The organism is Spongiactinospora rosea (assembly GCF_003315795.1).
Taxonomy (GTDB): Bacteria; Actinomycetota; Actinomycetes; order Streptosporangiales; family Streptosporangiaceae; genus Spongiactinospora; species Spongiactinospora rosea.
Genome location: NZ_QMEY01000003.1, coordinates 503,146 through 526,476, shown reverse-complemented (window position 1 = coordinate 526,476; position 23,331 = coordinate 503,146). Strand labels below are relative to the sequence as shown.

The following is a 23,331-nucleotide window of genomic DNA, read 5'->3' as shown; positions in this document are numbered from 1 at the left end:
CACCTGCTCCACTCGGCACTTGAGTGACACGACCGGGGATCTCACACGCAGCCCAACACCGCGACACCGATGCCCGCTCCTTCGGGTGCCTGGGCAACGCGGTCGGAAATCCCACCCATCGCGCAACAGCCCATCGCGCAGCACAGACACCTGCTCCACTCGGCACTTGAGCAACATGGCCGGGGATCTCACACATGGCCCAACACCCCTCCCACGACAGGAATGCCCGGCCCCTTCGGGGACTGAGCGACGCAGCCGAAGATCGGACCCATGGTCCACTCGGTGCTTGAGCGACCTAGCCGGAGAGCGCAGACAGAGCCCAACACCCCTCCCACCACCCAGACGCCCGACCCCTTCGGGGCTTGAGCGACGCGGCCAGGGATCTCATCCATGGCGCAGCAGCCCATCGCGCAGCACGGACGCCTGGTCCTCACGGTGTTTGAGCAGTGCGCCGAGAGAGGCGGCGGCCAGGTCGGGGTCGAGGTCGCGGGCGCCCAGGGTGAGCAGGGCCTCTGTCCAGTCGAGGGTTTCGGCGATGCCGGGGGGTTTGACCAGATCGGCCGAACGCAACCGCCCCGCCACGGTGGCGACCTGGGCGGCCAGGTTCTGGCCGCAGTGGGGCAGGCGGCGTAGCAGGATGGCGACCTCGCGGTCGAAGGAGGGGTGCTCCAGCCAGTGGTAGATGCAGCGGCGTTTCAGCGCGTCGTGGACCTCGCGGGTGCGGTTGGAGGTCACCACGACGACCGGGGGCGTCTGCGCGCGGATCGTGCCGAGCTCGGGCACGGAAATGGCGTAGTCGGACAGGGTCTCCAGCAGGAACGCCTCGAACTCGTCGTCGCCGCGGTCGATCTCGTCGACCAGCAGCACGCTGGGCTGGGTCTCCAGCGCGGCGAGCAGCGGCCTGGCGATCAGGAAGCGGCGGTCGTAGAGCTCGCCCTCCAGCCGGGCGGCGTCGGCCGCCCCGGCGGCCTCCGCGGCCTTCAGGTGGAGGAGCTGGCGCGCGAAGTCCCAGTCGTAGAGGGCGTGCGCGGCGTCCAGGCCCTCGTAGCACTGGAGCCTGATCAGCGGCGCGCCGAGCACCGCCGCCAGGCACTTGGCCAGCTCGGTCTTGCCGACGCCGGCCTCGCCCTCCAGGAACAGCGGCCGGCGCATCCGCAGGGCGAGGAAGCAGGCGGTGGCCAGGCCGTCGTCGGCGAGATAGGCATGGGCGTCGAGCAACCGGGCGAGCCCGGCGGGGGACTCGACCCCGGTGGCGGTGGTCGTCGCGCGCAACACAACATCAGGCTACGCGCGCCCACCACAGGCACCGCCCAAAGCGCCGGCACCTGTGGACATCCCCGCCGCAGAACGGCTGGTCGCCTGTGGACAACGCCACCTCCCGCCCCAGAAGGCCCGGTACCAAGCGGCGGATGCCGTCCTCCCCGTCTGGAGAGCCTTTGATGGGCGGAAGTGGGGGGCCGTGATTCCGTACCGGGGCATCCCTCTCGCGGGGATCGCCGCCGCCCCGGGACGGCGGCGCTCCCGCTCACGCGCGGTGCCACGAGAGAACCGGCCAGGCAGAGGCGCGAGCCGACTCGAAGGAGGTCCCGAGACATCCGCGATGCCCGAGGGCATGTGCGCGCGATGCCCCAGGCACGGAAGTGGGGGGCCGTGATTCAGTACCGGGGCATCCATCCCGGGGACGGCGGCGCTCCCGCTCACGCGCGGTACCACGGGAGAACCGGCCAAGCGGAAGTGCGGGCCGACTCGAAGGAGGTCCCGGGGCATCCGCTATGCCCGAGGGCAAGCCCGGGTGACGGGCCTGCGCGGCCCCAGGCTCGGACGTACGTCAGGGGGTGGTGGGGGGTGGGGGTTCGCCGGCTTCGCTGTGCTGGTGGATGAGGGCGGTGAGTTCGGCGACCTGGCGGCGGGCGCGTTCCTTTTCTGAACCCTGGATGCCCATCGCGCCCACCGTGGAGCCGTCGGCGAAGTCGATCTTCGCCCAGGGCTCGCCGTCGATCAGGGTGACGTCGATGACCTGGGGCCAGGTGTAGCGGTGGGTGCGCAGGGCGTTGATCAGGGTGATGCCCGTGCCGTCGGCCTCGACCCGGCAGCGGCCGAGGAGGTGCAGCACGCCGGCGAAGACGCAGCCGAGGCCGACCATGGCGAGCTTGTCGGCGAGGCCGAACGGCTCGGGAAGCGCGATCGCCAGGATCAGCGCCCCGATCACCGCCGCCGCCGCGAAGCCGTACGCCACCAGCCTGCCTCGGCGTGGCCGCCAGGTGACGGGCAGGCTGGGCGGAGTGACGATCTCTGGCATCGGCGGCGCTCTCATCGGGTCGTTCCCTCGGATGCCGCCACGCGGGCAGGGGCCCGCACGGCGGCGAAGACGGAACGCAACCTACCGCACCCGCCCCCGGTCCTGTGGATCAGGCCCTTCGCAGCCCGCGAAGGGTCAGCGCGGTCTCCAGGGCCGCAACCGTCGCCTCGTACCCCTTGTCCTCCTTGCCCTCCGGGCCGGAGCGGGCCGTGGCCTGGTCGAGGTCGTCGCAGGTGAGGACGCCGTTGCCGACCGGGGTCTCCTCGTCCAGGGAGATCCGGGTCAGCCCTGCCGTGACGGAGTCGCAGACGTACTCGAAGTGGGCGGTCTCGCCGCGGATCACCGCGCCGAGGGCGACCACGGCGTCGTGGGAGCGGGCGAGGGACTGGACGACCACGGGGATCTCCAGGGTGCCCGCCACCCGCACCACCGTCGGGGTCGCGCCGCAGTCGTCCGCGGCCTGTACGGCGCGTTCCACCAGCCGGTCGGTGATCTTCTCGTGCCAGCGGGCGGCCACGATCCCGACCGTCAGCCCCGCCGCCGGTACGGTGTGGGCGTCCGGGCGTCCGCCTGAACTCATGAGATCTCCTGCGGGATGTCGTGGCCGAGACGGTCGCGCTTGGCCATCAGGTACTTGCGGTTGAACGGCGTGACGGCGGCCGCCATCGGCTCCCGGCCGAGGACCTTGATGCCGTAGCCGTCCATCCCGCGGGTCTTGGCCGGGTTGTTGGTGAGCAGCCGGACCGACTTGACGCCCAGGTCGGCCAGCATCTGCGCGGCGTTGGAGAACTCCCTGGCGTCCACCGGCAGGCCGAGCTCCAGGTTCGCCGAGACGGTGTCGCTGCCCGCGTCCTGGAGGCTGTAGGCGCGGAGCTTGGCCAGCAGCCCGATCCCCCGGCCCTCGTGCCCGCGCAGGTAGACGATGACCCCGCGGCCCTCGGCGGCGATCGCCTCCATGGCCGCGTCGAGCTGCACGCCGCAGTCGCAGCGCAGCGAGCCGAGGACGTCGCCGGTGAGGCATTCGGAGTGGGCGCGGACCAGGACGTTCTCTCCGCCCGCGAGGTCGCCGTAGACGAGCGCGAGGTGTTCGCCGCCGTCGAGGGTGCTGGCGTAGCCGTACGCGCGCCACTGGCCGTGCCGGTTGGGCAGCGCGGTCTCGGCCACGCGGGTCACCATCCGCTCGGTACGCCGGCGGTGGTCGGCCAGCTGCTCGATCGAGATGAGGGCCAGGTCGTGCTCGTCGGCGAACGCGCGCAGCGCGGGCAGCCGCTTCATGGTGCCGTCGTCGTTGACGATCTCGCAGATCGCGCCCGCGGGCGGCAGCCCGGCCAGGACCGCGAGGTCCACGGCGGCCTCGGTGTGGCCGCGCCGGGCCAGTACGCCGCCTTCGGCGTAGCGCAGCGGGAAGATGTGGCCGGGCCGTACCAGCTCGTACGGCTCGGTCGCCGAGTCGCACAGCGTGCGGATGGTCCGTGCCCGGTCGGCGGCGGAGATGCCGGTGGACACGCCGTCGCGGGCGTCCACACTGACGGTGTACGCCGTGCGCATGCGCTCGCGGTTCTCGCCGACCATCAGCGGCAGCCCGAGGCGGTCGAGCTCGACGCCCCGCATCGGGACGCAGATCACGCCGCTGCCGTGCCTGATGGTGAAGGCGACCAGTTCGGGGGTGGCCTTGGCGGCGGCGAAGATGAGGTCGCCCTCGTTCTCGCGGTTCTCGTCGTCCACGACCACGACGGGCCTGCCGTCGCGGATGTCGGCCACGGCCCGCTCCACCGGATCCATCTTGATGTCGCTCATGCGCTGACCACCTTCTCCACCGGCGCCGCCGTACGGGACCGGTATTCACGCGTCCAGGTCACGAAGCCCACGGCGACGAGCACGAGGAACACGCCGTACACGACACCGGAGACCACCAGTCCGGCGCCGAAGGCCAACGGCACGCCGACCAGGTCGACGAGCACCCATATCCACCAGAAGTCGATCAGTGCCCGTCCCTGGGCGAACGTGGCCACCGCGCTGCCGACGAAGATGTACGCGTCCGGCAGCGGGTTCCAGGAGATCTCGAAGAGATTCTGGTTCACTAGGTGGAAGGCCAGCGCGACCACCCCGGTACCGGCGATCATGATGCCGATCAGGGTCACCCGTTCGGCGATCGTGCCGGGGCGTACCGGCAGCGTGCGCTCGGCGCGGATGCCGCGCGACCACTTCCACCAGCCGTACACCGCCAGCGCCGCGAACAGCGCCTGCTTGAGCGCGTTGCCGGTCACGTGGGCGCTGATCGAGGCCGCGAACAGCAGCGAGGAGGCGAAGAGCTGGACCGGCCAGGTCCAGATGGTGCGCCGGATGGCCAGCATGACGGTCGCCAGGGCGCCGATGTTGCCCACCAGGTCGATCCAGACGACGTGCTGGCCGAACAGTTCGAAGCCGGCGGTCGCCCATGTGGTGCCGCCGCTCATGCCCGCGCCTTCGGGCGGTGGGCGACGGTCAGCCGCTCGACGTACTTGGCGATCACGTCGACCTCCAGGTTCACCGGCTCGCCGGGCGCGCGCAGGCCGAGCGTTGTCTCCCGCAGGGTCGTGGGGATCAGCGCGACGGCGAACTCGCCGGGGGCGACCGCGGTGACGGTGAGGCTGACGCCGTCGATCGCGATGGAGCCCTTCTCGACCACATAGCGTTCGAGGTCGTCGCCGAGGGAGAAGCGCACGTCGTGCCAGTCGGTCCCGGGGTCGCGGGAGAGCACCACCCCGGTGCCGTCCACGTGGCCCTGCACGATGTGGCCGCCGAGCCTGCCGTCGGCGCGCAGCGCGCGTTCCAGGTTGACCCGGTCGCCCGCGCCGAGCCCGCCGAGCGTGCTGCGCCGCAGCGTCTCCGGCATCACGTCGGCGGTGAACACGTCGCCGTCGAGCCCGGCGACGGTCAGGCACACGCCGTTGACCGAGATCGACGCGCCATGGGCGGCGTCGGCGGACACGGTGGCGCCGCGGATCGACAGCCGCGCCGCGCCCTCGCGCGGTTCGACGGCGACCACCTCGCCCAGCTCTTCCACGATTCCGGTGAACATCCGCTCAGTTCTCCTCACTGGGTGCCGGCCGGGCGGTGACCCGAAGGTCCGGCCCGACGCTGACGACTTCCTCGAACTCCAGCCGGTGGGTCTGCCCGATCGTCCGCACCCCGGCGGGGCCGAGCGCGGCGGCCCCGTCGCCCAGCAGCGCGGGCGCGAGGTAGCCGACCACGCGGTCGATCAGTCCTTCCCTCATGAAGGAACCCGCGAGGGTCGGCCCGCCTTCCAGGAAGATGCCGACAATGTCTCTCTTGTGGAGTTCGCTCAGGAGGGCGCGCAGGTCGAGCCCCGTTTCGGGGGCGCGCGGCAGCCGTACGACCTCGGCGGCCCCCACCGGCCCCGGCGTGACGCCCTCGGCCACGGCCAGCAGCGTGGGGGCCTCCTCCGACAGCACCCTGGCGCCGGCAGGCACGCGCCCGCGGGTGTCCACCACGACCCGCAGCGGCGGCCCTGAGGCCCGCTCCAGCGGCGGGCGGGCGGTGAGGCGGGGGTCATCGGCCAGGACGGTGCCGACGCCGGCGACGATCGCGTCGCTGCGCGCGCGCAGCAGGTGCACGTCGGCGCGGGCCTCGGCGGAGGTGATCCACTGGCTGGTGCCGTCGGCCGCGGCCGACCTGCCGTCCAGTGTGGCGGCGAACTTCCAGGTCACGTGGGGACGGCCGCGGCGCATGAAGGTGAGCCATTCGGCGTTGCCGCGCCCGGCCTCATCGGCCAGCAGGCCGGTCTCCACCGGTACGCCCGCCGCGCGCAGCCGGGCGGCCCCGCCCGCGGCGACCGGGTTGGGGTCGGCCACGGCCACCACGACCCGCCGCACTCCGGCGGCGAGCAGCGCGAGGGAACAGGGACCGGTGCGGCCGGTGTGGTCGCAGGGTTCGAGGGTGACGTAGGCGGTGCCGCCCCGGGCGCGCTCGCCCGCCTGGCGCAGCGCGACCACCTCGGCGTGCGGGCCGCCCGCGCGGGCGTGGAAGCCCTCCCCCGCCACCTGGCCGCCGGCGTCGAGGATCACGCAGCCCACGACCGGGTTGGGACTGGTCGTCCCGCGCCCGCCCGCGGCGAGCGCGATCGCGCGGCGCATGTGTGTGAGGTCGCCCACCCCTGGCCCTCCTGTTCGCCATCGGCTGCCGAGCCGTGGCGGGCCCCGGGGGTGTGACGGGATGCGTCGAGCACATCCGTCCGGTAGCGGACGCGCTCGTCGCGCGCCGCCACCCGCGTGCCGCCTCCCATCCGGACTTTCACCGTCGGTACCGGAATTTCACCGGCTCCACCGGCCGATGGCTTCGGCCGGGTCGCGGACTGTAACCGCCGGTTCGGAATTACACCGACCCCGGAGCACGCTTGCTCACCTCTCAGTGTGCCATGCCGGGATAAAACGCGCGCCTGGGATGGGGTGCCACCGGCACAGGGCCCGGGGCGCGCCCCAAAGTGATCTTCCTCCAGAGGTACCGCGCCCCCGGCCGCTCGCGTGCGCGGGACAGCGTGGCACCGCATTGTCAGTGCCGCGTCATGACCGTGTAACAAAATCGTGAAATAAGCTCTACGACCTTACAATATTGTGCCGCAGCACCACTCCCCAGGTCAATGTACCAACGACAACAAGCCTATTTACTTTGCGCAACAAAGCCCGCTTTATATCTTGATCCTGTGACAATCCATTGATTGCGGCAAAGTGTTTTGCAAGGGTTCCTCATAGCCGGAGAGGTCCGTCCCCGGCACGTGACTCGGGGAGTCCTCACAGCGATGACCATGCCTGCCCCGGCCCTACCGGAAGCATCCGCCGACCCTGGCGGCCGCCCGCCGGACGCCGGAACCGCCGGACGCTCACCGGGCCGGCTCACCTGGATGCGTTTCCGCAGAGACCGCACCGGGGTGATATCCGCTTTCGTGGTGCTGTTCTTCTTCGTGGTGGCACTGGCGGCCCCGCTCATCTCCATGGCATACGGAAACGACCCGTACACGCAGTACGGCCAGGAGCGCGAGGGCCTGCTCAACGAATTCGGCTATCCGCTGCTGCCCAACGGCGGAATGAGCGGCGAATTCTGGTTCGGCCTGGAACCGGGCCTCGGCCGTGACGTCTTCATGCTGCTGGTCTACGGGATCAGGACCTCTCTGCTGATCGCCGCCGCCGCCACGCTGCTGACCACGCTGATCGGGGTGGTCGTCGGCCTCGTCGCCGGATACGCGGGCGGCAAGACCGACTACCTGATCGGCCGGGGCATCGACATCCTGCTGTCGTTCCCCTCCACGCTGTTCTTCATCGCCTTCATGCCGGTGGTGGAGTCGCTGTTCGTGTCGCCGCGCGAGGAGACGCCGGTCTGGCTGCGCACGGTCTCGCTGATCACCGTGCTCACCCTCTTCGGCTGGGCGACGATCGCCCGCCTGCTGCGCGGCCAGGTGCTGTCCCTGCGCGAGCGGGAGTTCGTCGAGGCGGCGCGGGTCACCGGGGCCTCACCCGCGCGGATCATCTTCAAGGAACTGCTGCCCAACCTCTGGACGCCGATCATCATCCAGTCCACGCTGCTGCTCCCGGCGTTCGTGACGGCGGAGGCGGGGCTGTCCTTCCTCGGCGTCGGCATCATCGAGCCCACCCCGGACTGGGGGCGGCTGATCCAGCGCGGCGCGGAGGTCTACCGCGACGACATCACCTTCCTGCTCTTCCCCGGCGTGTCCCTGGTGGTCTTCGTGCTGGCGTTCAACCTGCTCGGCGACTCCGTACGGGACGCGCTCGACCCCAAGACCCGCCGGTGACCCCCCGGCGCCACCAGACCTGAACGACAGGACCTCCCGGTAAGGAAGGACGAGATGAGATATCCACGCAAGCGGGCGGTCACCGCCGTCGCGACGTTGGTGGCGGGCGCGCTGGCCCTGTCCGCGTGCGCGCAGGGGGGCGGGGGCGGGCCGAAGACCAGCAACGCCGCGCCGACCAGGACGCAGGACGCCCAGGCGGCCAGCAAGATCAAGGTGGGCACCGCGGAGGACTCCAAGGGCCCCGCGGCGGCCGAGCCCGGCGCGGCCAAGGGCGGGACGGTCAACATGATCGACCGTGACGACTTCTCCCACCTCGACCCGGCCCGCATCTGGCTGAACTACAACATGACCGCGTCCAAGCTGTTCACCAGGCAGCTCACCGAGTACAAGCTGGCCTCGGACGGCAGCCTCACGCTCGTGGGCGACCTGGCCACCGACGCCGGCACCACCGAGGACGGCGGCAAGACGTGGAAGTTCACCCTCAAGGACAACATCAAGTGGCAGGACGGCTCGCCGATCACCACGGAGGACATCAAGCACTCCTTCGAGCGCATCTACGCCGACTTCACCCCTGAGGGACCGCCGTACGCGGAGGAGTGGCTGCTGCCCGAGGGCAAGAAGTACAAGGGCCCCTACGACGGCGAGCACCTGGACAGCATCGAGGCGGCGGACGACAAGACGATCGTCTTCCACCTGAACTCCCCGCACCCCGACTTCAACTTCACCGTGGCGATGACCGGCTACGGCGCCGTGCCCAAGAAGCACGACACCAAGCAGAAGTACGACAAGATGCCCTTCTCCTCGGGGCCGTACAAGATCGTCAGCCACGTCACCGACAAGTCCATGGACCTGGAGCGCAACGAGCACTGGGACCCGGCCACCGACCCGATCCGGAACGCCTACCCGGACAAGTGGCACATGGAGTTCGGGGTGCAGTCGCTGCAGTCCACCGACCGGTTCATCGCCGACAACGGCGCGGACAAGCAGACGCTGACCTTCCACAACCCGGTCGCCACCGAGCGGATCCAGCAGGTCGTCGGCGATTCCGAGCTGATGAAGCGGACCGTCCAGGGCCTGACGCCGTTCACCACCTTCTACAACATCAACAACAGCCGGGTGAAGGACGTGAAGGTCCGCCAGGCGCTGATCAGCGCGTTCCCGATGCAGCAGGTGCGCCAGTTGCAGGGCGGCGAGCTGGGCATCGGCAAGTTCGCCAGCACGATCATCAGCCCGACGGTCCTCGGCCACGAGCCCTTCGACCTGTACGGCCAGCAGATCAAGCCGCAGGGCGACCCGGAGAAGGCCAAGAAGCTGCTCGCCGAGGCGGGCCAGCCCAACCCGACGATCGTGTACGCCTACAACCAGACCCCCACCCAGGAGAAGATCACCGTCGCGATCAAGACGGGCCTGGAGAAGGCCGGGTTCAAGGTGGTCACCAAGCCGCTGAACGCCGCCACGTACTACGACGCGATCGGCAAGCTGGACAACCCCTACGACGTGTACTGGTCCGGCTGGGCGACCGACTGGCCGACCGGCTCGACGGCGATCACGCTGACCTACGACGGCCGCAAGATCGCCAATCAGCAGCCGAACTACTCCCACTTCAACGACCCCGAGGTCAACGCGGCGATCGACAAGGCCGACGCGATCGTCGACCCGGCCGAAGCGGGCAAGGCGTGGGCCGCCCTGGACAAGATGATCATGGAGAAGGCGCCCATCATCCCCGAGTTCTACCAGTCCTACTTCGGCCTGTACGGCTCGGGCCTCGGCGGGGTGAAGTTCAACCCGGTCACCGGTGAGCAGCACCCGAACGACGTCTTCGTCAAGCAGTGACCACTCGCGCGGCGGGCGCCGAGCCCGCCGCGCGACCCAGAGGCGGCCGGTCCCGGCCGCGCCCGGGCCCACCGCCCGGGGCGGCGGGCCGGCCGGTCCGCCGTGTGAACCCGCATCCCCGGCGGGCGGGCCACCACCGCCCGCCGTGGGCCCACCGGAGAATCCATGTACCGCTTCCTGGTCCGCCGGATACTCGGCGCCGCGGTGATCCTGCTGATCATCAGCGCACTCACGTTCTTCCTGTTCTTCGCCATTCCCAGAGACCCGGCCGCCTTCGCCTGCGGCAAGCTCTGCACGCCAGAGACGCTGGAGATCGTGCGGCGCAACCTGGGCATCGACGAACCGGTCTTCCTGCAGTACTGGCACTGGCTGGTCGGCATCTTCACCGGCCGGGACTTCACCTACGGCCACTGTGACGCGCCCTGCCTGGGATACTCCTTCGTCAACCAGGAGCCGATCTTCCAGGCGCTGGTGGACCGCTTCCCGACCACGCTGTCGCTCACCATCGGCGCGGCCGTGGTCTTCCTGCTGTTCGGCATCGGCATGGGCATGATCGCGGCGGCCCGGCAGGGCCGGCCGGCCGACAAGATCGCCAGCTCGGCGTCGCTGATCGGCGCGTCCATGCAGATCTACTTCGTCGGCGTGCTCGCCACCTGGGTACTGGTCGACCAGCTCCAGATCATCGAGCGGCCCTCCTACACGCCGCTGACCGAGAACCCGTTGCAGTGGTTCTACGGGCTGCTGCTCCCCTGGCTGGTGCTGTCGATCATCTTCACCGCCAACTACACCAGGATGACCCGGTCGTCGATGGTGGAACAGCTCGGCGAGGACTACGTCCGCACCGCGCGGGCCAAGGGCATGTCGGCGCGGACGGTGTTCCTGCGCTTCGCCTGGCGCGGCGCGATGGGCCCGGTCGTCACGATCTTCGGCGTGGACCTCGGCGTACTGCTCGGCGGCGCGATCATCACCGAGCAGACGTTCAGCCTGCACGGCGTCGGCGAGCTGTCCATCAAGGCCGTGATCAACCAGGACCTGCCGATGCTGCTCGGCGTGATCCTGGTGGCGGCGACCGCCATCGTGCTGTTCAACATCGTCGTGGACGCCGCGTACGCGTTCATCGACCCCCGCGTACGGCTGAGCTAGGAGCCCCTCGTTGACTGCCCCTTTCCTGTCGGTCCGCGACCTGACCGTCGACTTCTCCACCGAGGACGGCGTCGTCCACGCGGTGAACGGCCTGTCCTTCGACATCGAGAAGGGCACCACGCTCGGCATCGTGGGCGAGTCGGGCTCCGGCAAGTCGGTCACCAACCTGGCCATCCTCGGACTGCACGACCCGGAGTTCACCGGCATCAGCGGTGAGATCGTGCTCGACGGCCAGGAGCTGATCGGCGCGAGCCGCCGGGAGCTGGAACGGCTGCGCGGCAACAAGGTCGCGATGATCTTCCAGGACCCGCTGACCTCGCTCTCGCCGTACCACACGGTGGGCCGCCAGATCGGCGAGACCTACCGCAAGCACACCGGGGCGAGCCGGGCGAAGGCGCGGGAGCGGGCGATCGAGATGCTGGGACGGGTCGGCATCCCGCAGCCGCAGAGCCGGGTGGACGACTACCCGCACCAGTTCTCCGGCGGCATGCGGCAGCGGGTCATGATCGCGATGGCCCTGGTCTGCGACCCCGACCTGCTCATCGCCGACGAGCCCACCACCGCGCTGGACGTCACCGTGCAGGCCCAGATCCTGGACCTGCTGCACGACCTGCAAGAACAGATGGGCACCGCGATCATCCTGATCACCCACGACCTCGGCGTGGTCACCTCCGCCGCGCACGAGGTGCTGGTGATGTACGCGGGCAGGGCCGTGGAGCGGGGCACGGTACGCGAAGTGCTCGGCTCGCCGCGGCACCCCTACACCTGGGGGCTGCTGTCGTCGCTGCCGCGGCTGTCCGCGCCGGTGGACGTCCCGCTCGTGCCGGTGCGCGGCACCCCGCCCAGCCTGATCAACGTGCCGCCCGGCTGCCCGTTCCACCCTCGCTGCGACTACACGGCGCTGGCGGGTCCGGGGCTGTGCGCGCAGGAGCGCCCCGAACTGTCCCCGCACCGGGGGCACGGCGACGCCTGCTACCTCACCCCGGCGCAAAAGCGTGACATCTTCCTGGAAAAGGTCAAGGAACACCTGTGACGGACACACTGCTGGAGATCTCCGGCCTGACCAAGCACTTCCCGGTCATGGGCGGGCTCATCGTGAAGCGGCGGATCGCGAGCGTCCACGCGGTGGACGGCGTGGACCTGACCGTGCGCGCCGGGGAGAGCCTGGGCCTGGTCGGGGAGTCCGGGTGCGGCAAGTCCACCACCGGACGGCTCGCCGCCCGGCTGCTGGAGCCCACCTCGGGGACCATCCGCTACCAGGGCAGGGACATCAGCCACGCGTCCAGGAGCGAGCTTCGGCCGATCCGGCCGGAGATCCAGATGATCTTCCAGGACCCGTACTCGTCGCTCAACCCCCGCCACACCGTGGGCGGCATCATCCGCGGGCCGATGGAGGTCAACGGGATCGACCCGCCCGGCGGGCGGGACGCGCGGGTGCGCGAGCTGCTGGAGATCGTCGGGCTCAACCCCGAGCACTACAACCGGTTCCCGCACGAGTTCTCCGGCGGGCAGCGGCAGCGGATCGGGGTGGCCCGCGCGCTCGCGCTGCAGCCCAAGCTGATCATCGCCGACGAGCCGGTCTCCGCGCTGGACGTCTCCATCCAGGCGCAGGTGGTCAACCTGCTGCAGCGGCTGCAACGGGAACTCGGCATCGCGTTCCTGTTCATCGCGCACGACCTGGCGGTGGTGCGGCACTTCTCCCAGCGGGTCGCGGTGATGTACCTCGGCAAAATCGTCGAGATCGCGGACCGCGAGTCGCTGTACGAGCGGCCCCGCCACCCCTACACCCACGCGCTGCTGTCGGCGGTGCCCGAGGCGGGCCTTTCCGCGCCCGCCCGCGAGCGGATCCGCCTGGCGGGCGACGTGCCCTCGCCCATCGACCCGCCGTCCGGGTGCCGTTTCCGGACCCGCTGCTGGAAGGCGCAGGACAAGTGCGCGGCCGAGGAGCCGCCGCTGGTCCGCCTCGACGGCAACGGCGAGGACCACCTCACCGCCTGCCACTTCCCCGAGACGCCCGGCGTCCGGGGCGGCGACGTGGTGCTCGACCCCGCGCTGAGCTAGCCGGCGGCGCCCTCGGCCAGCGCCCGCAGCGCGTCCACGGCCCTGGCCGGGTCGTCCGCGCCGTACACCGCGCTGCCCGCGACGAAGACGTCGGCGCCCGCCTCCGCGCAGCGCTCGATGGTCTCGGCGGCCACGCCGCCGTCCACCTGCAGCCACACCTGGCCGCCATGCGCGGTGATCAGCTCGCGCGCCCTGCGCACCTTCGGCAGCACGACGTCCAGGAACCGCTGCCCGCCGAAACCCGGCTCGACCGTCATCAGCAGCAGCATGTCGATCTCGCCGAGCAGGTCGGCGTACGGCTCGACCGCGGTGGCCGGGTTGAGCGCCAGCCCCGCCCGCGCGCCCGCCGAACGGATCTGGCGCAGCGTGCGGACCGGGGCCTTGGCGGCCTCGACGTGGATGGTCACGCTGCCCGCCCCGGCCTCGGCGTAGGCGGGCGCCCAGCGGTCGGGGTCCTCGATCATCAGGTGGCAGTCCAGCGGGGTGTCGGCCGCCTTGCGCAGGGCCTCGACCACCGGCAGCCCGATGGTCAGGTTGGGGACGAAGTGGTTGTCCATGACATCGACGTGCAGCCAGTCGGCATTGGACACGGCTGCGGCCTCTTCGGCGAGCCTGGCGAAGTCGGCGGAAAGGATGCTGGGCGAGATCTGTACGGCCATGATGGGGGAAGTCTATTGGGCCGTGGCGGGCGTCCGGTCCCGGCGGTCCGGGACGGCCAGCCCCAGCCGCAGGAACACCAGCGGCGCGCCGAGCACGATCCACGCCGCGACCACGGTGTACCTGAAGGTGCCCGCGAGCACCGAGGTACCGAGCGGCCAGGCCGCCAGCCACAGCACCCCCGCCCCCACCCCGCCGATCAGCAGCCGCAGCGCCCGCCCGGGCAGGGTGCCGCTCGTGGAGAACCAGCCCAGCGCCCGCATCGCCGAGGCACCGGCGAGCGCGCCGAACAGCGCCCCGGCCATGGCGGTGACCCGGGTGAGGCCGGACGGCCCCTCCTGGCTCACCGAACCCCAGGTGGGCGGTGCCGTCCAGCCCTGCCAGAAGACCTCGGCGACGAGCCCGGCCCCCAGCAGCGCGCCCGCCGCCGCGGCCGACAGCAGCACCTGTTGCGGCAGTGACCGCAGCCGCCACCAGGCGCCGAGCCGGTCGGCGTACAGCAGGTGGCCGCCCAGGACCAGCGCGCCGATCAGGAGGCCGCCGAGGACGTCGGTCGGGAAGTGGACGCCCAGGTGGACCCGGGACAGGCAGATGAGCGCGGCCACCGCGAACGCGCCCCACCAGGCGGCCGGGCGGTCCAGTACGCGGGCCCCGACGCCGGTCGCCACCACGGAGGTCTGCGCGTGCCCGGACGGCATGCCGAACGACCGCTCCCCCGTCAACGCCTCCACCCTCGGGTCGATCCAGGCGGGGCGCGGCGCGTGGAAGGCCAGCTTGGCCACGGCGTTCAGCCCGGCCGACAGCAGGACGGCCAGCCCCAGCCGGATGCCCACCCGCGGGCTGACGCACCAGTACACGGTGGCCAGCAGCACCAGCACCGCGCCGTCCGTGCCGACGGCGGAGGCCAGCCACATGATCGGGGTGAGCCAGCCGGGGAGGTCCTGGACCCACAGGACCGTCCCGATCTCCCACCGGTGCAGCTCCTCTAAGAGATCCACCGCCACACCGTACCCACCGGCGGGGCGTCAAGGCCCCCATTCGCCGGCGCCCACGGCGGCTCAGTGCCGCCATGTCGTCGTACGAGCGTCCCTACCGGCGTGTTTCAGGCCCCGGTGCGGCGCAGCAGGGCGAGGAACATCGCGTCGGTGCCGTGCCGGTGCGGCCAGAACGCGGCGTAGGGCCCCTCGCCGAGGCCGGGCACCTCGGGCAGGAACTCCCGCGCGTCGAGCCGTTCGGTGTCGTCTCTGCCGTCGAGCACGGCCGCCACCACGTCGCGGGTCTCGGCCAGGTGCGGCGAGCAGGTCACGTAGGCCACCACGCCGCCCGGCCGCACCGAGTCGAGCGCCGAGCCGAGCAGCGCGCGCTGCAGGGCGGTCAGCTCGGCCAGGCTGGCGGGGTCGCGCCGCCAGCGGGCCTCCGGGCGGCGGCGCAGCGCGCCGAGCCCGGTGCAGGGGGCGTCCAGCATGACCCGGTCGAAGACGCCGGGACGCCAGGCGGGCTCGCCGCCGTCGGCGACGATCACCGCCGCCTCGCCGGTGGTCTGCCGGACCAGCCGGGCCCGGTGCGGCTGCACGTCGGAGGCCAGCAGCCGGCCGCCGCCGCCCGTCACGACGGCGTCCAGCAGGCCGGCCTTGCCGCCCGGCCCGGCGCACATGTCGAGCCAGCGCCCGTCTGCGCCGGTGACCGGCACGCGCGTCAGGGCGAGCGCGACGAGCTGGCTCGCCTCGTCCTGTACCGCGGCCCGGCCCTCGGCCACCGCCGGGATCGAGGCGGGGTCGCCCTCGGGCAGGTACGCGGCGTACGGGGAGAGCTGCGCGGGCTCCGCGCCGTCCTTGACCAGCTCCTCGACCGAGGCCCGGCCGGGCCGGGCGACCAGGGTGACCCGGGGCCGCTCGTTGTCGGCCTCCAGCAGCGCCGCGGTCTCCTCCCAGCCGTCCGCGTCGCCGCCCGCCTCAAGGGCGTCGCGGAACGCCGAGACGATCCACCGGGGGTGGCTGTGGGAGACCGCGAGGTGCCCCACGGGGTCGTCGTCCGGGTGCGGGGCGACGATCGCGAGCCACGCGGGGAGGGTGCGCGTGGCGACCCTGCGCAGCACCGCGTTGGCGTACCGGGACGGGCCGATGCCGACCCGCAGCCGCACCAGCTCGACCGTGGTGCCCACCGCGGCGTGCGGGGGGACCCGGGTGCGCAGCAGCTGGTGTACGCCGATCCGCACCGCGTCCAGCAGCGGCGGGTCGATGTCCTCGGGCGGCCGGTCGCTGCACGCCGCGATGATCTCGTCGTAGGCGCCGAGGCCGCGCAGCGTGCCGTAGGCCAGCTCGGTGGCGAGCGCCGCGTCCCGGCCGCTCAGCCCGCGCTCGGCGAGCAGGCGGGGCATCAGCAGGTTGGCGTAGGCGTCTCGTTCGTCGACCGCGCGCAGCACGTCGTAGGCCGCGTTGCGGGCCTCGTCTCGGGCCGGCTTGCGGGACCGGACGGCCTTGCCCGCCCCACGTCCCCCTCGCTGTGCCATTCCCGTCCCCACTCGACCTCTCTCGTGAAACCGCTGAAACTACTCGAAGCGCTCGCCCGAGGCGAGGCGGACCCCTCTGGCCCACTCGGCGGCCGTCATCGCGCGCTTGCCCTGCGGCTGGACCTCGCCCAGCTCCACCGGGTGGCTGGCGGTGCCTGCCAGCACGCGGTCCTTGGCCACCAGGATCTCGCCGGGGCCCAGCGCGGCGGCGTCGGGCGCGGGCCGCACCGGGCCGAGCTTGACGCGGGCCCCGCGGAACTCGGTCCACGCGCCGGGCGCGGGGGTGCAGGCGCGCACCAGCCTGTCGACCCGGAAGGCGGGGGCCTGCCAGTCGGCCCGCGCGTCCACCACGTTGATCTTGGGTGCGTAGGAGACGCCGTCCGCGGGCTGCGGGCGGGCGGTGAGCGTGCCGTCCTCGATGCCGTCGAGGGTGGCCAGCAGCAGCCCGGCCCCGGAGATCGCCAGCCGGCCCAGCAGCTCGCCGCTGGTGTCGGCCGGGGCGACCTCCTCGGTCACCACGCCGAACACCGGCCCCGCGTCCAGCTCCTTGACGATCTGGAAGGTGGTCGCGCCGGTGATCTCGTCGCCGCTGAGCACGGAGTGCTGTACCGGGGCCGCGCCGCGCCAGGCGGGCAGCAGCGAGAAGTGCAGGTTGACCCAGCCCGCCGGGGGGATGTCGAGGGCCGACTGCGGCAGCAGCGCGCCGTAGGCCACGACCGGGCAGCAGTCGGGCCCGATCTTTCGCAGCCGGTCGAGGAACTCCGGGTCGGAGACCTTGGCCGGGCGCAGCACCTCCACGCCCGCCTCCTCGGCCACCTCGGCGACCGGGCTCGGGTGCAGCCTCCTGCCCCGGCCGGACGGCGCGTCGGGGCGCGTCACGACGGCGGCCACCTCGTGCCGCGACGAGCCGAGCACGGCCCGCAACGACGGGACGGCGGTTTCCGGTGTTCCGGCGAAGACCAGGCGCAAGGTTCTACAACGCCTTCCCGTGCATGGGGTGCGGGGACAGCTTGACCGCGGGCGGGGCCATGCCGCTCCACTCGGCCTCGCGGACGGCCTTCATCGCCTGCTTGCGCATCGCGGGGTCCATCCGGTCGATGAACAGGACGCCGTCGAGGTGGTCGGTCTCGTGCTGGAAGCAGCGGGCCATCAGGTCGGTACCCTCAAGGGTCACCGGCTCGCCGTACATGTTGAAGCCCTTGGCCACGGCCCGGATCGCCCGCGGGGTCGGGAAGGACAGCCCGGGGAAGGACAGGCAGCCCTCCTCGCCCTCCTCGTCCAGCTCGTCGGACAGGTCGAGGTCGGGGTTGATCAGGTGCCCGAGCTGCTCGTCCACGTAATAGGTGAACACCCGCAGGCCGACGCCGATCTGCGGGGCGGCGAGCCCGGCCCCCGGCGCGTCCATCATCGTGTCGGTGAGGTCGCTGACGAGCTTGCGCAGCTCCTTGTCGAAGTCGACGACGGGATCGGCAGGGGTGCGCAGCACGGGGTCGGGGAACAGGCGAATCGGCTGGATAGCCAACGGGCCACTCCGTTTCACATCACGACGATCGGGATCTGCCCAGTCTACGGCGGGCCGCAGCCCGGGCGGACGATCGCCGCGTCGGGGGCGGTGCCGCCCGCGCGGGTCAGCCGATCGCCTGGGAGCGGGCGCGCATGGCGGACTTGCGGGCCGCCTTGGCGATCTCGCCGTCGGGGTGGTGAGCGGCGAGCATGTCGAGCGCGGGCAGGGCGTCGGGGTGGTCGACGCCCGGCATCTCCTCCACCAGGCGGGCCAGCTCCTCCTGGGAGGCGAGCACGTCGAAGCCCGCCATCTCCTCGGGGCCGCCCTCGACGTAGAGCAGCGAGGCCAGGGTGTCCACCGCGATCCAGTCGCCGTCTTCGGGGCTGAGGGCGGGCGCGGGCAGGTCGCGTACGTGCAGCCAGGAGGCGGCGTAGCGCCACACGACCGGGTGGCCCAGCGCGGCGCGGAACGGGGCCTCGGCCTCGGGGCCCAGCTCCTCCAGGACGGTCACGGCGGTCGCCCGCCTGCCCGGGGTGCCGGACGCGGCGACCTCGATCAGCTCGCGGGCGGCGGCCTCGGGGGTGCGCCGCTCCAGCCACACCGAGACCGCGCTGGGCGCGCCGTCGCCGGCCAGCAGGGTGTCCACCAGCTCGGCCGCGCCGAGGTCGGCGAACACCGCGACCTCCTCGACGGTGGGCGCGTCGTGGCCCTCGCGCAGGAGGTCCTGGCGCACGGCCCACAGCCCGAGCGGGGTGAGCCGGTGCCTGGCCCCGGCGGTCTCCTCCAGCAGGCCGCAGTAGGCCAGCAGGGCCAGCGCGCGGGACAGCTCGCCGGGGAGCGTCACGGCCAGCCGGCGCATGTCGTCGGGACGCGCCTCGCAGGCCACCTCGTGGGACTGGAGGATGCCCTTGACCAGGGTCGGCTCGGCGATGCCCGCGCTGACGGAGTACATCGTGGCGAGCATCTCGGCGAGGTGGTCATCGACGACGGCCGATCCGGTCAGGCCCTCGTCGGCGCGGTCCAGGACGTCCATGACCACGCCGTCCCAGAAGTCCATCGTGGCGGTGTCGGCGAGCGGGCCGGGCTCGGCCAGCATCCCGGTGATCCGCACCAGGCCGGTGTTGACCGCGACCACCCACAGCAGGTGGAGCAGCGGCAGATCGCGCGCGGAGCCCGCGGCGGCCACCGCGTCGCCGGGGATCGGCAGCCCGAGGTCGGCCACGGCGGCGCGGGCCTCGGCGAGCGGCAGCAGGCGCTCGGCGGTCAGCTCCCTGGTGCCCGTCCAGGCCGCGAGGCGGCGGGCGTCGGCGACCAGCGGCACTCCGGGCACGGCGGCGGCGAGCTCGGCCGAGTCGGCCAGCGCGACCGGCGGGAAGCTGAGCACCTCCGCGTCGCAGTCGGGGCAGCCGCACGCCACGGCGTCGCCTCCGGCGTGGTCGGGGCCCTCCGCGCCGGCGCCGGGTACGCCCGGCATGCCGGTCAGGTCGTCGAGACCCAGGTCGCCGGCCGCTCTCCGCAGCTCGCCGAGATCAAAGACGTTTCCCTTGTTCGCGCTCTTTGCCACTCACGAAACTTACTGCACACCGGCCACACCCGCGTACGTCATCCAATGGATCGGGACCGCGCCTTGAAGGCCGCCTTGCGCGCGATCTTGGCCACCGTGTCGTCGGTCAGCGCCCTGCCCAGCAACTCCAGGACCTCGGCGACATCGGGGTGATCGACCCGCCACATCTCCTCGATCATGTGGGCGGGCGGGCCGGAGGCGGCGATGTTGGCGGCGAACTCGTCGAGGTCGTCACCGGCCGCCGGCATCGCGAGGGCCAGCATGTCCACGCTCATCCACAGCAGCTCCTCCTGCGTGAGCGCGGGCGTGGGCAGGCGGCGCGAGGTGAGCCAGTGGATGACGTACGGGCGCAGCTCGGGGTCGGCCAGGTGGCCGCGTACGGCGGGCTCGGCCTCCGCGCCCAGCCGGTCGACGATCGTCACCGCCAGGCCGCGGGCCACGGCCGGCTTGCCCCCGGCGGCGGCGAGCAGGTCGGCCGCCGCGCCCTCCGGCGTGCGGTGCGCGAGCCACCGGGCGATGTCGTGCTCGGCCTGTTCGGCGGGCACCCCGCTGAGCAGCGCGTCGATCAGGTCGTGCGCGCCCGCCCCGGCGAGGTCGGGGGCCTCAGGCGCGTCGATGCCGAGGTCGCGGTACAGCTCGCGCATCCCCCACACCCCCAGCGGGGTCAGCGTCAGCATGTCGCCCCGCACGACCTCGACGAGCCCGCAATAGGCCAGCCGGGCGACGGCCCGCCCCAGGTCGGGGACCTCGCCGCCGTCGCCGCCCACCCCGGACTCGGCCAGGTGCTCGGCGACCACCTGCGTCATGACCGGCACCTGGACCCGGTAGAGCATGTCGCAGAGGTCGTAGAGCCGGTCGTCCAGGGCGGCGCTGCCGGTGACCCGCCCGGCGGTGGCCTGCTCGACCAGGAACCCCACGGTGCCCGCCCACAGGTCGAGCAGGTGATCCTCGTCACGCGGGGCGAACGCGCCGCCCGCCGCGACGGACGCCCCGGCGACCGTCAGCACGCCCGTGTGGACGGCCAGGCCCCACAGCAGCGCGGGCTCGGGCAGCGCCAGCGCGGCGGAGGCCGCGGCGGCGTCCTTCACGCGCAGCCCGCCCTTGACGGTCGGCACGCGGCCCTCGGCGAGCATCCACTCGGCCAGCCGGTGGGTGTCGGCCAGCAGCGGTACCTCGCGGGCCGCGGCGGCCAGGCCGGCGCGCCCGGCCAGACGCACGGCGGGCAGCGGCGAGCAGGCCGCGCAGTCGCACAGCTCGTGGGCGTCGCCGATCGGGGCCTCGTCGGCGCGCGGCCCGGGCGCGAGGGTCACCGGCGTCGGGTCGTCGAGCGCCTCGGGGCCGATCGCGCTGAAGATGCTCTTGGCCATGCCATAGCGCGAGGTGTCGGCGAGGGCCGCGGGCATCTCCGGCTCGACGCGGTCGAGCGTGGCCCGCATCCGCACCGCGGTGGAGCCGGGAACGTGCCCGGCCGTCTGCAGGAAGTCGACCAGTGTGCGGGCGGCGGCGAGCGTTTCGCGCGCGCTCTCCGGCGGCGCGATCACCTTGCGCGGGTAGATGCTGAGCAGTAGTTCTTCGAACGTCTCGGGGGCGAAGTCGGCGAGCCGCCTGACCTCCAGATAGTCGCTCGCGTAGTCGCAGAGCAGCCGCGCTTCGTCAACGTCCACGTCGACGCCGTGTGCGCGCCCCCAGGCTCGCAGATCGACGATGGCCCTATTCACCCATTCGATCGACACAGGGAGAAACTAACGGCTTACCGAGGGCGCGGCGAATCGGGGCGATTCGCGATACGCCGGAAAACCCACCGACTAGATCCCTTCTACGGGATCGACGCATACCCGGACGACGTCGGGTGCCTTGCGCGCCGAACGCGCGCCCGCGACGGCCTTAAGGGCCGCGGCGAGCGCCGTGCCGTCCCCGCGCGGAACACGGATCAGCGCGCGCTCCCTGGCGGTTTCCTCGCCCGCCGCACGGCGTGGCGCGTCCACCGGCACCGGGCCGAGCACCTGGGCCGCGGCGGGCAGCCGGGCCTCGCCCAGCAGCTCCCTGACGGCCTTGGGGACCCCGGTCAGCGCCGCCAGGCGCACGGCCGGAGGGAAAGCGAGTTCTATCCGCTCGGACAGCTCGCGCTCGGCGTGGGTCACCGGGTCCCAGCGTACGAGGGCCTGCACTGCGGCCAGCCCCGCGTCGGCGGGCACGACCAGCTCCGCACCGGGTCGCAGCAGGGCGGCGGCGTTCATCCAGCGGCGCACGGTCTCCTCGGCGGCGCGCAGGTCGGGCCTGCCCAGCAGGGCCCAGGCGTCCAGCAGCACCCCGGCCGCGTAGCCGCCCGCCGCGTGCGGCTCGGCCCCGGGCGTGGCCACCACCAGCGCCCTGCCCTCGCCGACCCGCGCGAGCACCCCGTCGCGCCCGGAGGTGCGGACCGTCACCTGTGGGAAGGCCCGGCCCAGCTCCTCGGCGGTACGCCGGGCGCCCACCACGGCGGCGCGCATCCGCGAGGCGCCGCAGGAGGGGCAGCGCCACTGCCCGGCGATCCTGCCGCACCACCGGCAGTACGGCACCGCGTGCCCGCCGCGCAGCGCCAGCGGCCCGCCGCAGCGCGGACCGCCCGGCGCGGCGGGCACCTGCGGGCAGCGGGCGGCGGCCCGGCAGTTCTGGCAGGCCAGCACCGGAAGGTAGCCCCGGCGCGGCACCTGGACGAGCACCGGGCCGTGTTCCAGGCCCTGCCGCAGCGCCCGCCAGGCGAGCGTGGGCAGCCGCGCCGCCCGCGCGGCCTCGTCGCGGGCCAGCTCGGCGTCCTCGCCCGCGGCGCGCACCCGTGGGGCGCGCGCCCGGACCGTCGTGCGGGCGGCGACGATCGGCCGGGCCCACCGCTCGCCGACCAGCCGGGTGGCCTCCGCCGTGCGCGCGTAGCCGCCGATCAGCAGGCCCGCGCCGGCGCGGTGGGCACGGATGGCCAGCACCTCGCGCGCGTGGCAGTAGGGGGCGAGCGGTTCGGCGAGCAGGTCGTCGCCGTCGTCCCACACCACCGCCAGGCCGAGGTCGCGCACCGGCGCGAACACCGCCGCGCGGGTGCCCACCACGATCCGCACCTGGCCGCGCAGCACGCGAAGCCAGCGCCGGTAGCGCTCGGCGGGGCCGAGGTCGGCGGTCAGCGCGACGTGCCTGCCCGGCCCCAGGACGGCCGTCAGCGCCTCATCGGCCAGCGCCACGTCCTTGCCGTCCGGCACCGCCACCAGCGTGCCCCTGCCGCCCGTCAGCGCCGCCCTGGCCGCCGCCGCGACGGCCACCGCCCACTCCGGGACGGCGTGCGGCCGGCCGCCCCACTCGCCCGGCAGCGCCGACCACACCGCGCGCGGCGAGCGGCCGCCGGCCAGCGCCGCCAGGAACGACGGCCCGGCGGGATAGGCGTCCCACACCCCGGCCCCGGAGCCGGCGGGCAGGCCGGTCTCCTCGGGCGGCTCCTGGGGCGCTTCGGCCTCCACGCGGGCGTGGCGCGGCGGGACGGCCAGCCGCAGGACGTCGGCGCGGGTGCCCGCGTAGCGGTCGGCCACGGCGCGGGCCAGGGCGGCGATCTCCGCTGTGAGCACCGGTTCGGGGGATATGACGCGTTCCAGGGGGGTGAGCCTGCCGGTGTGCTCGGTGTCCTCGGCGCGTTCCAGCAGGAAGCCGTCCAGCAGCTTGCCCGCGAACCTGACCCGGACCCGGCATCCCGGCACGGCGCTGTCGTGCAGCGCCGCCGGAACCAGGTAGTCGAACTCGCGGTCCAGGTGCGGCAGCGGGTTGTCCACCACGACCCTGGCGACCGGCGAGGCGGGGGCGGGCACCACAGCGCCCTTGGCGGCCCCGGAACCCTGCCGTGCGGCGGGCGGCGCGGGGGCGGCGATCAGCTCGCCCTGCTCTCCCCCGCCGGCGTCCGTCGCGCCCGGTGCGCCGCTCCCCTTGCTCACGCACCTGT

Annotated in this window: 20 protein-coding genes and 1 riboswitch; of the genes, 5 read left to right on the top strand and 15 right to left on the bottom strand. The window is 72.8% G+C overall.

Translation table 11 applies throughout. The features are described 5' to 3' along the window. Nucleotides 1–384: 384 nt before the first annotated feature. The 7 genes from DP939_RS11035 to ribD form a co-directional block, all read right to left on the bottom strand. Nucleotides 385–1,275: an AAA family ATPase gene (locus DP939_RS11035; RefSeq protein WP_113980519.1), complete on the bottom strand. Its 891-nt coding sequence runs from the start codon at nucleotides 1,273–1,275 to the stop codon at nucleotides 385–387. A gap of 553 nt (nucleotides 1,276–1,828) precedes the next feature. Continuing rightward, complete coding sequence (locus DP939_RS11030; RefSeq protein WP_113980518.1) at nucleotides 1,829–2,299, bottom strand: PH domain-containing protein; 471 nt, start codon at nucleotides 2,297–2,299, stop codon at nucleotides 1,829–1,831. A gap of 109 nt (nucleotides 2,300–2,408) precedes the next feature. Next, nucleotides 2,409–2,879, bottom strand: a complete 471-nt coding sequence (gene ribH, locus DP939_RS11025) for a 6,7-dimethyl-8-ribityllumazine synthase (RefSeq protein WP_113980517.1) — start codon at nucleotides 2,877–2,879, stop codon at nucleotides 2,409–2,411. Next, nucleotides 2,876–4,096: a bifunctional 3,4-dihydroxy-2-butanone-4-phosphate synthase/GTP cyclohydrolase II gene (locus DP939_RS11020; protein ID WP_113980516.1), complete on the bottom strand. Its 1,221-nt coding sequence runs from the start codon at nucleotides 4,094–4,096 to the stop codon at nucleotides 2,876–2,878. Before DP939_RS11020 ends, ribH begins: the two co-directional genes overlap by 4 nt. Next, on the bottom strand, nucleotides 4,093–4,755 hold the full coding sequence (locus DP939_RS11015; RefSeq protein ID WP_113980515.1) for a nicotinamide mononucleotide transporter family protein: 663 nt from the start codon (nucleotides 4,753–4,755) through the stop codon (nucleotides 4,093–4,095). The genes DP939_RS11020 and DP939_RS11015 overlap by 4 nt, the downstream gene beginning before the upstream one ends. Next, on the bottom strand, nucleotides 4,752–5,360 hold the full coding sequence (locus tag DP939_RS11010; RefSeq protein WP_113980514.1) for a riboflavin synthase: 609 nt from the start codon (nucleotides 5,358–5,360) through the stop codon (nucleotides 4,752–4,754). The genes DP939_RS11015 and DP939_RS11010 overlap by 4 nt, the downstream gene beginning before the upstream one ends. A 4-nt stretch (nucleotides 5,361–5,364) precedes the next feature. Beyond that, a complete protein-coding gene (ribD, locus tag DP939_RS11005; RefSeq protein WP_225878162.1) occupies nucleotides 5,365–6,453 on the bottom strand; it encodes a bifunctional diaminohydroxyphosphoribosylaminopyrimidine deaminase/5-amino-6-(5-phosphoribosylamino)uracil reductase RibD in 1,089 nt (362 codons plus the stop codon). Nucleotides 6,454–6,566: 113 nt separating this feature from the next. Continuing rightward, a riboswitch (FMN riboswitch) is annotated at nucleotides 6,567–6,697 on the bottom strand. Between the two features lie 400 nt (nucleotides 6,698–7,097). On the opposite strand from ribD, the gene DP939_RS11000 reads away from it, so the two are divergent. The 5 genes from DP939_RS11000 to DP939_RS10980 all read left to right on the top strand — a co-directional run bounded on the left by DP939_RS11000 (nucleotide 7,098) and on the right by DP939_RS10980 (nucleotide 13,142). After that, nucleotides 7,098–8,105: an ABC transporter permease gene (locus DP939_RS11000; RefSeq protein WP_318656276.1), complete on the top strand. Its 1,008-nt coding sequence runs from the start codon at nucleotides 7,098–7,100 to the stop codon at nucleotides 8,103–8,105. Between the two features lie 54 nt (nucleotides 8,106–8,159). Further along, nucleotides 8,160–9,938, top strand: a complete 1,779-nt coding sequence (locus DP939_RS10995) for an ABC transporter substrate-binding protein (protein ID WP_113980512.1) — start codon at nucleotides 8,160–8,162, stop codon at nucleotides 9,936–9,938. Nucleotides 9,939–10,103: 165 nt separating this feature from the next. Then, the gene (locus DP939_RS10990) at nucleotides 10,104–11,081 is read left to right on the top strand and encodes an ABC transporter permease (RefSeq protein WP_113980511.1); all 978 of its coding nucleotides are present in this window, start codon (nucleotides 10,104–10,106) and stop codon (nucleotides 11,079–11,081) included. A 10-nt stretch (nucleotides 11,082–11,091) separates the two neighbouring features. Next, nucleotides 11,092–12,114 (top strand): ABC transporter ATP-binding protein, encoded by a 1,023-nt coding sequence (locus DP939_RS10985; protein ID WP_113980510.1) that lies wholly within the window; start codon nucleotides 11,092–11,094, stop codon nucleotides 12,112–12,114. A 47-nt stretch (nucleotides 12,115–12,161) separates the two neighbouring features. Beyond that, on the top strand, nucleotides 12,162–13,142 hold the full coding sequence (locus DP939_RS10980; protein ID WP_113980735.1) for an ABC transporter ATP-binding protein: 981 nt from the start codon (nucleotides 12,162–12,164) through the stop codon (nucleotides 13,140–13,142). On the opposite strand, the gene rpe is transcribed toward DP939_RS10980, so the two are convergent. From rpe to DP939_RS10940, 8 genes are all read right to left on the bottom strand, one after another. After that, nucleotides 13,139–13,801 (bottom strand): ribulose-phosphate 3-epimerase, encoded by a 663-nt coding sequence (gene rpe / locus DP939_RS10975; RefSeq protein WP_113980509.1) that lies wholly within the window; start codon nucleotides 13,799–13,801, stop codon nucleotides 13,139–13,141. The genes DP939_RS10980 and rpe overlap by 4 nt on opposite strands. Before the next feature lie 12 nt (nucleotides 13,802–13,813). After that, nucleotides 13,814–14,797 carry a phosphatase PAP2 family protein gene (locus tag DP939_RS10970; RefSeq protein ID WP_147267951.1) on the bottom strand — a complete coding sequence of 328 codons (984 nt, stop codon included), beginning with the start codon at nucleotides 14,795–14,797 and terminating at the stop codon, nucleotides 13,814–13,816. A gap of 104 nt (nucleotides 14,798–14,901) precedes the next feature. Further along, nucleotides 14,902–16,308: an RsmB/NOP family class I SAM-dependent RNA methyltransferase gene (locus DP939_RS10965; protein WP_113980507.1), complete on the bottom strand. Its 1,407-nt coding sequence runs from the start codon at nucleotides 16,306–16,308 to the stop codon at nucleotides 14,902–14,904. A gap of 39 nt (nucleotides 16,309–16,347) precedes the next feature. Then, nucleotides 16,348–17,277 carry a methionyl-tRNA formyltransferase gene (gene fmt, locus DP939_RS10960; protein ID WP_113980506.1) on the bottom strand — a complete coding sequence of 310 codons (930 nt, stop codon included), beginning with the start codon at nucleotides 17,275–17,277 and terminating at the stop codon, nucleotides 16,348–16,350. 4 nt (nucleotides 17,278–17,281) lie between these two features. After that, entirely contained in the window at nucleotides 17,282–17,830 is a 549-nt protein-coding gene (gene def, locus DP939_RS10955) for a peptide deformylase (protein WP_113980505.1), read from the bottom strand. 106 nt (nucleotides 17,831–17,936) lie between these two features. Further along, a complete protein-coding gene (locus DP939_RS10950) occupies nucleotides 17,937–19,376 on the bottom strand; it encodes a hypothetical protein (protein WP_113980504.1) in 1,440 nt (479 codons plus the stop codon). A 38-nt stretch (nucleotides 19,377–19,414) separates the two neighbouring features. Then, on the bottom strand, nucleotides 19,415–21,040 hold the full coding sequence (locus tag DP939_RS10945) for a hypothetical protein (protein ID WP_113980503.1): 1,626 nt from the start codon (nucleotides 21,038–21,040) through the stop codon (nucleotides 19,415–19,417). Between the two features lie 141 nt (nucleotides 21,041–21,181). Beyond that, a complete protein-coding gene (locus DP939_RS10940; RefSeq protein ID WP_225878161.1) occupies nucleotides 21,182–23,323 on the bottom strand; it encodes a primosomal protein N' in 2,142 nt (713 codons plus the stop codon). Between the last annotated feature and the right edge of the window lie 8 nt (nucleotides 23,324–23,331).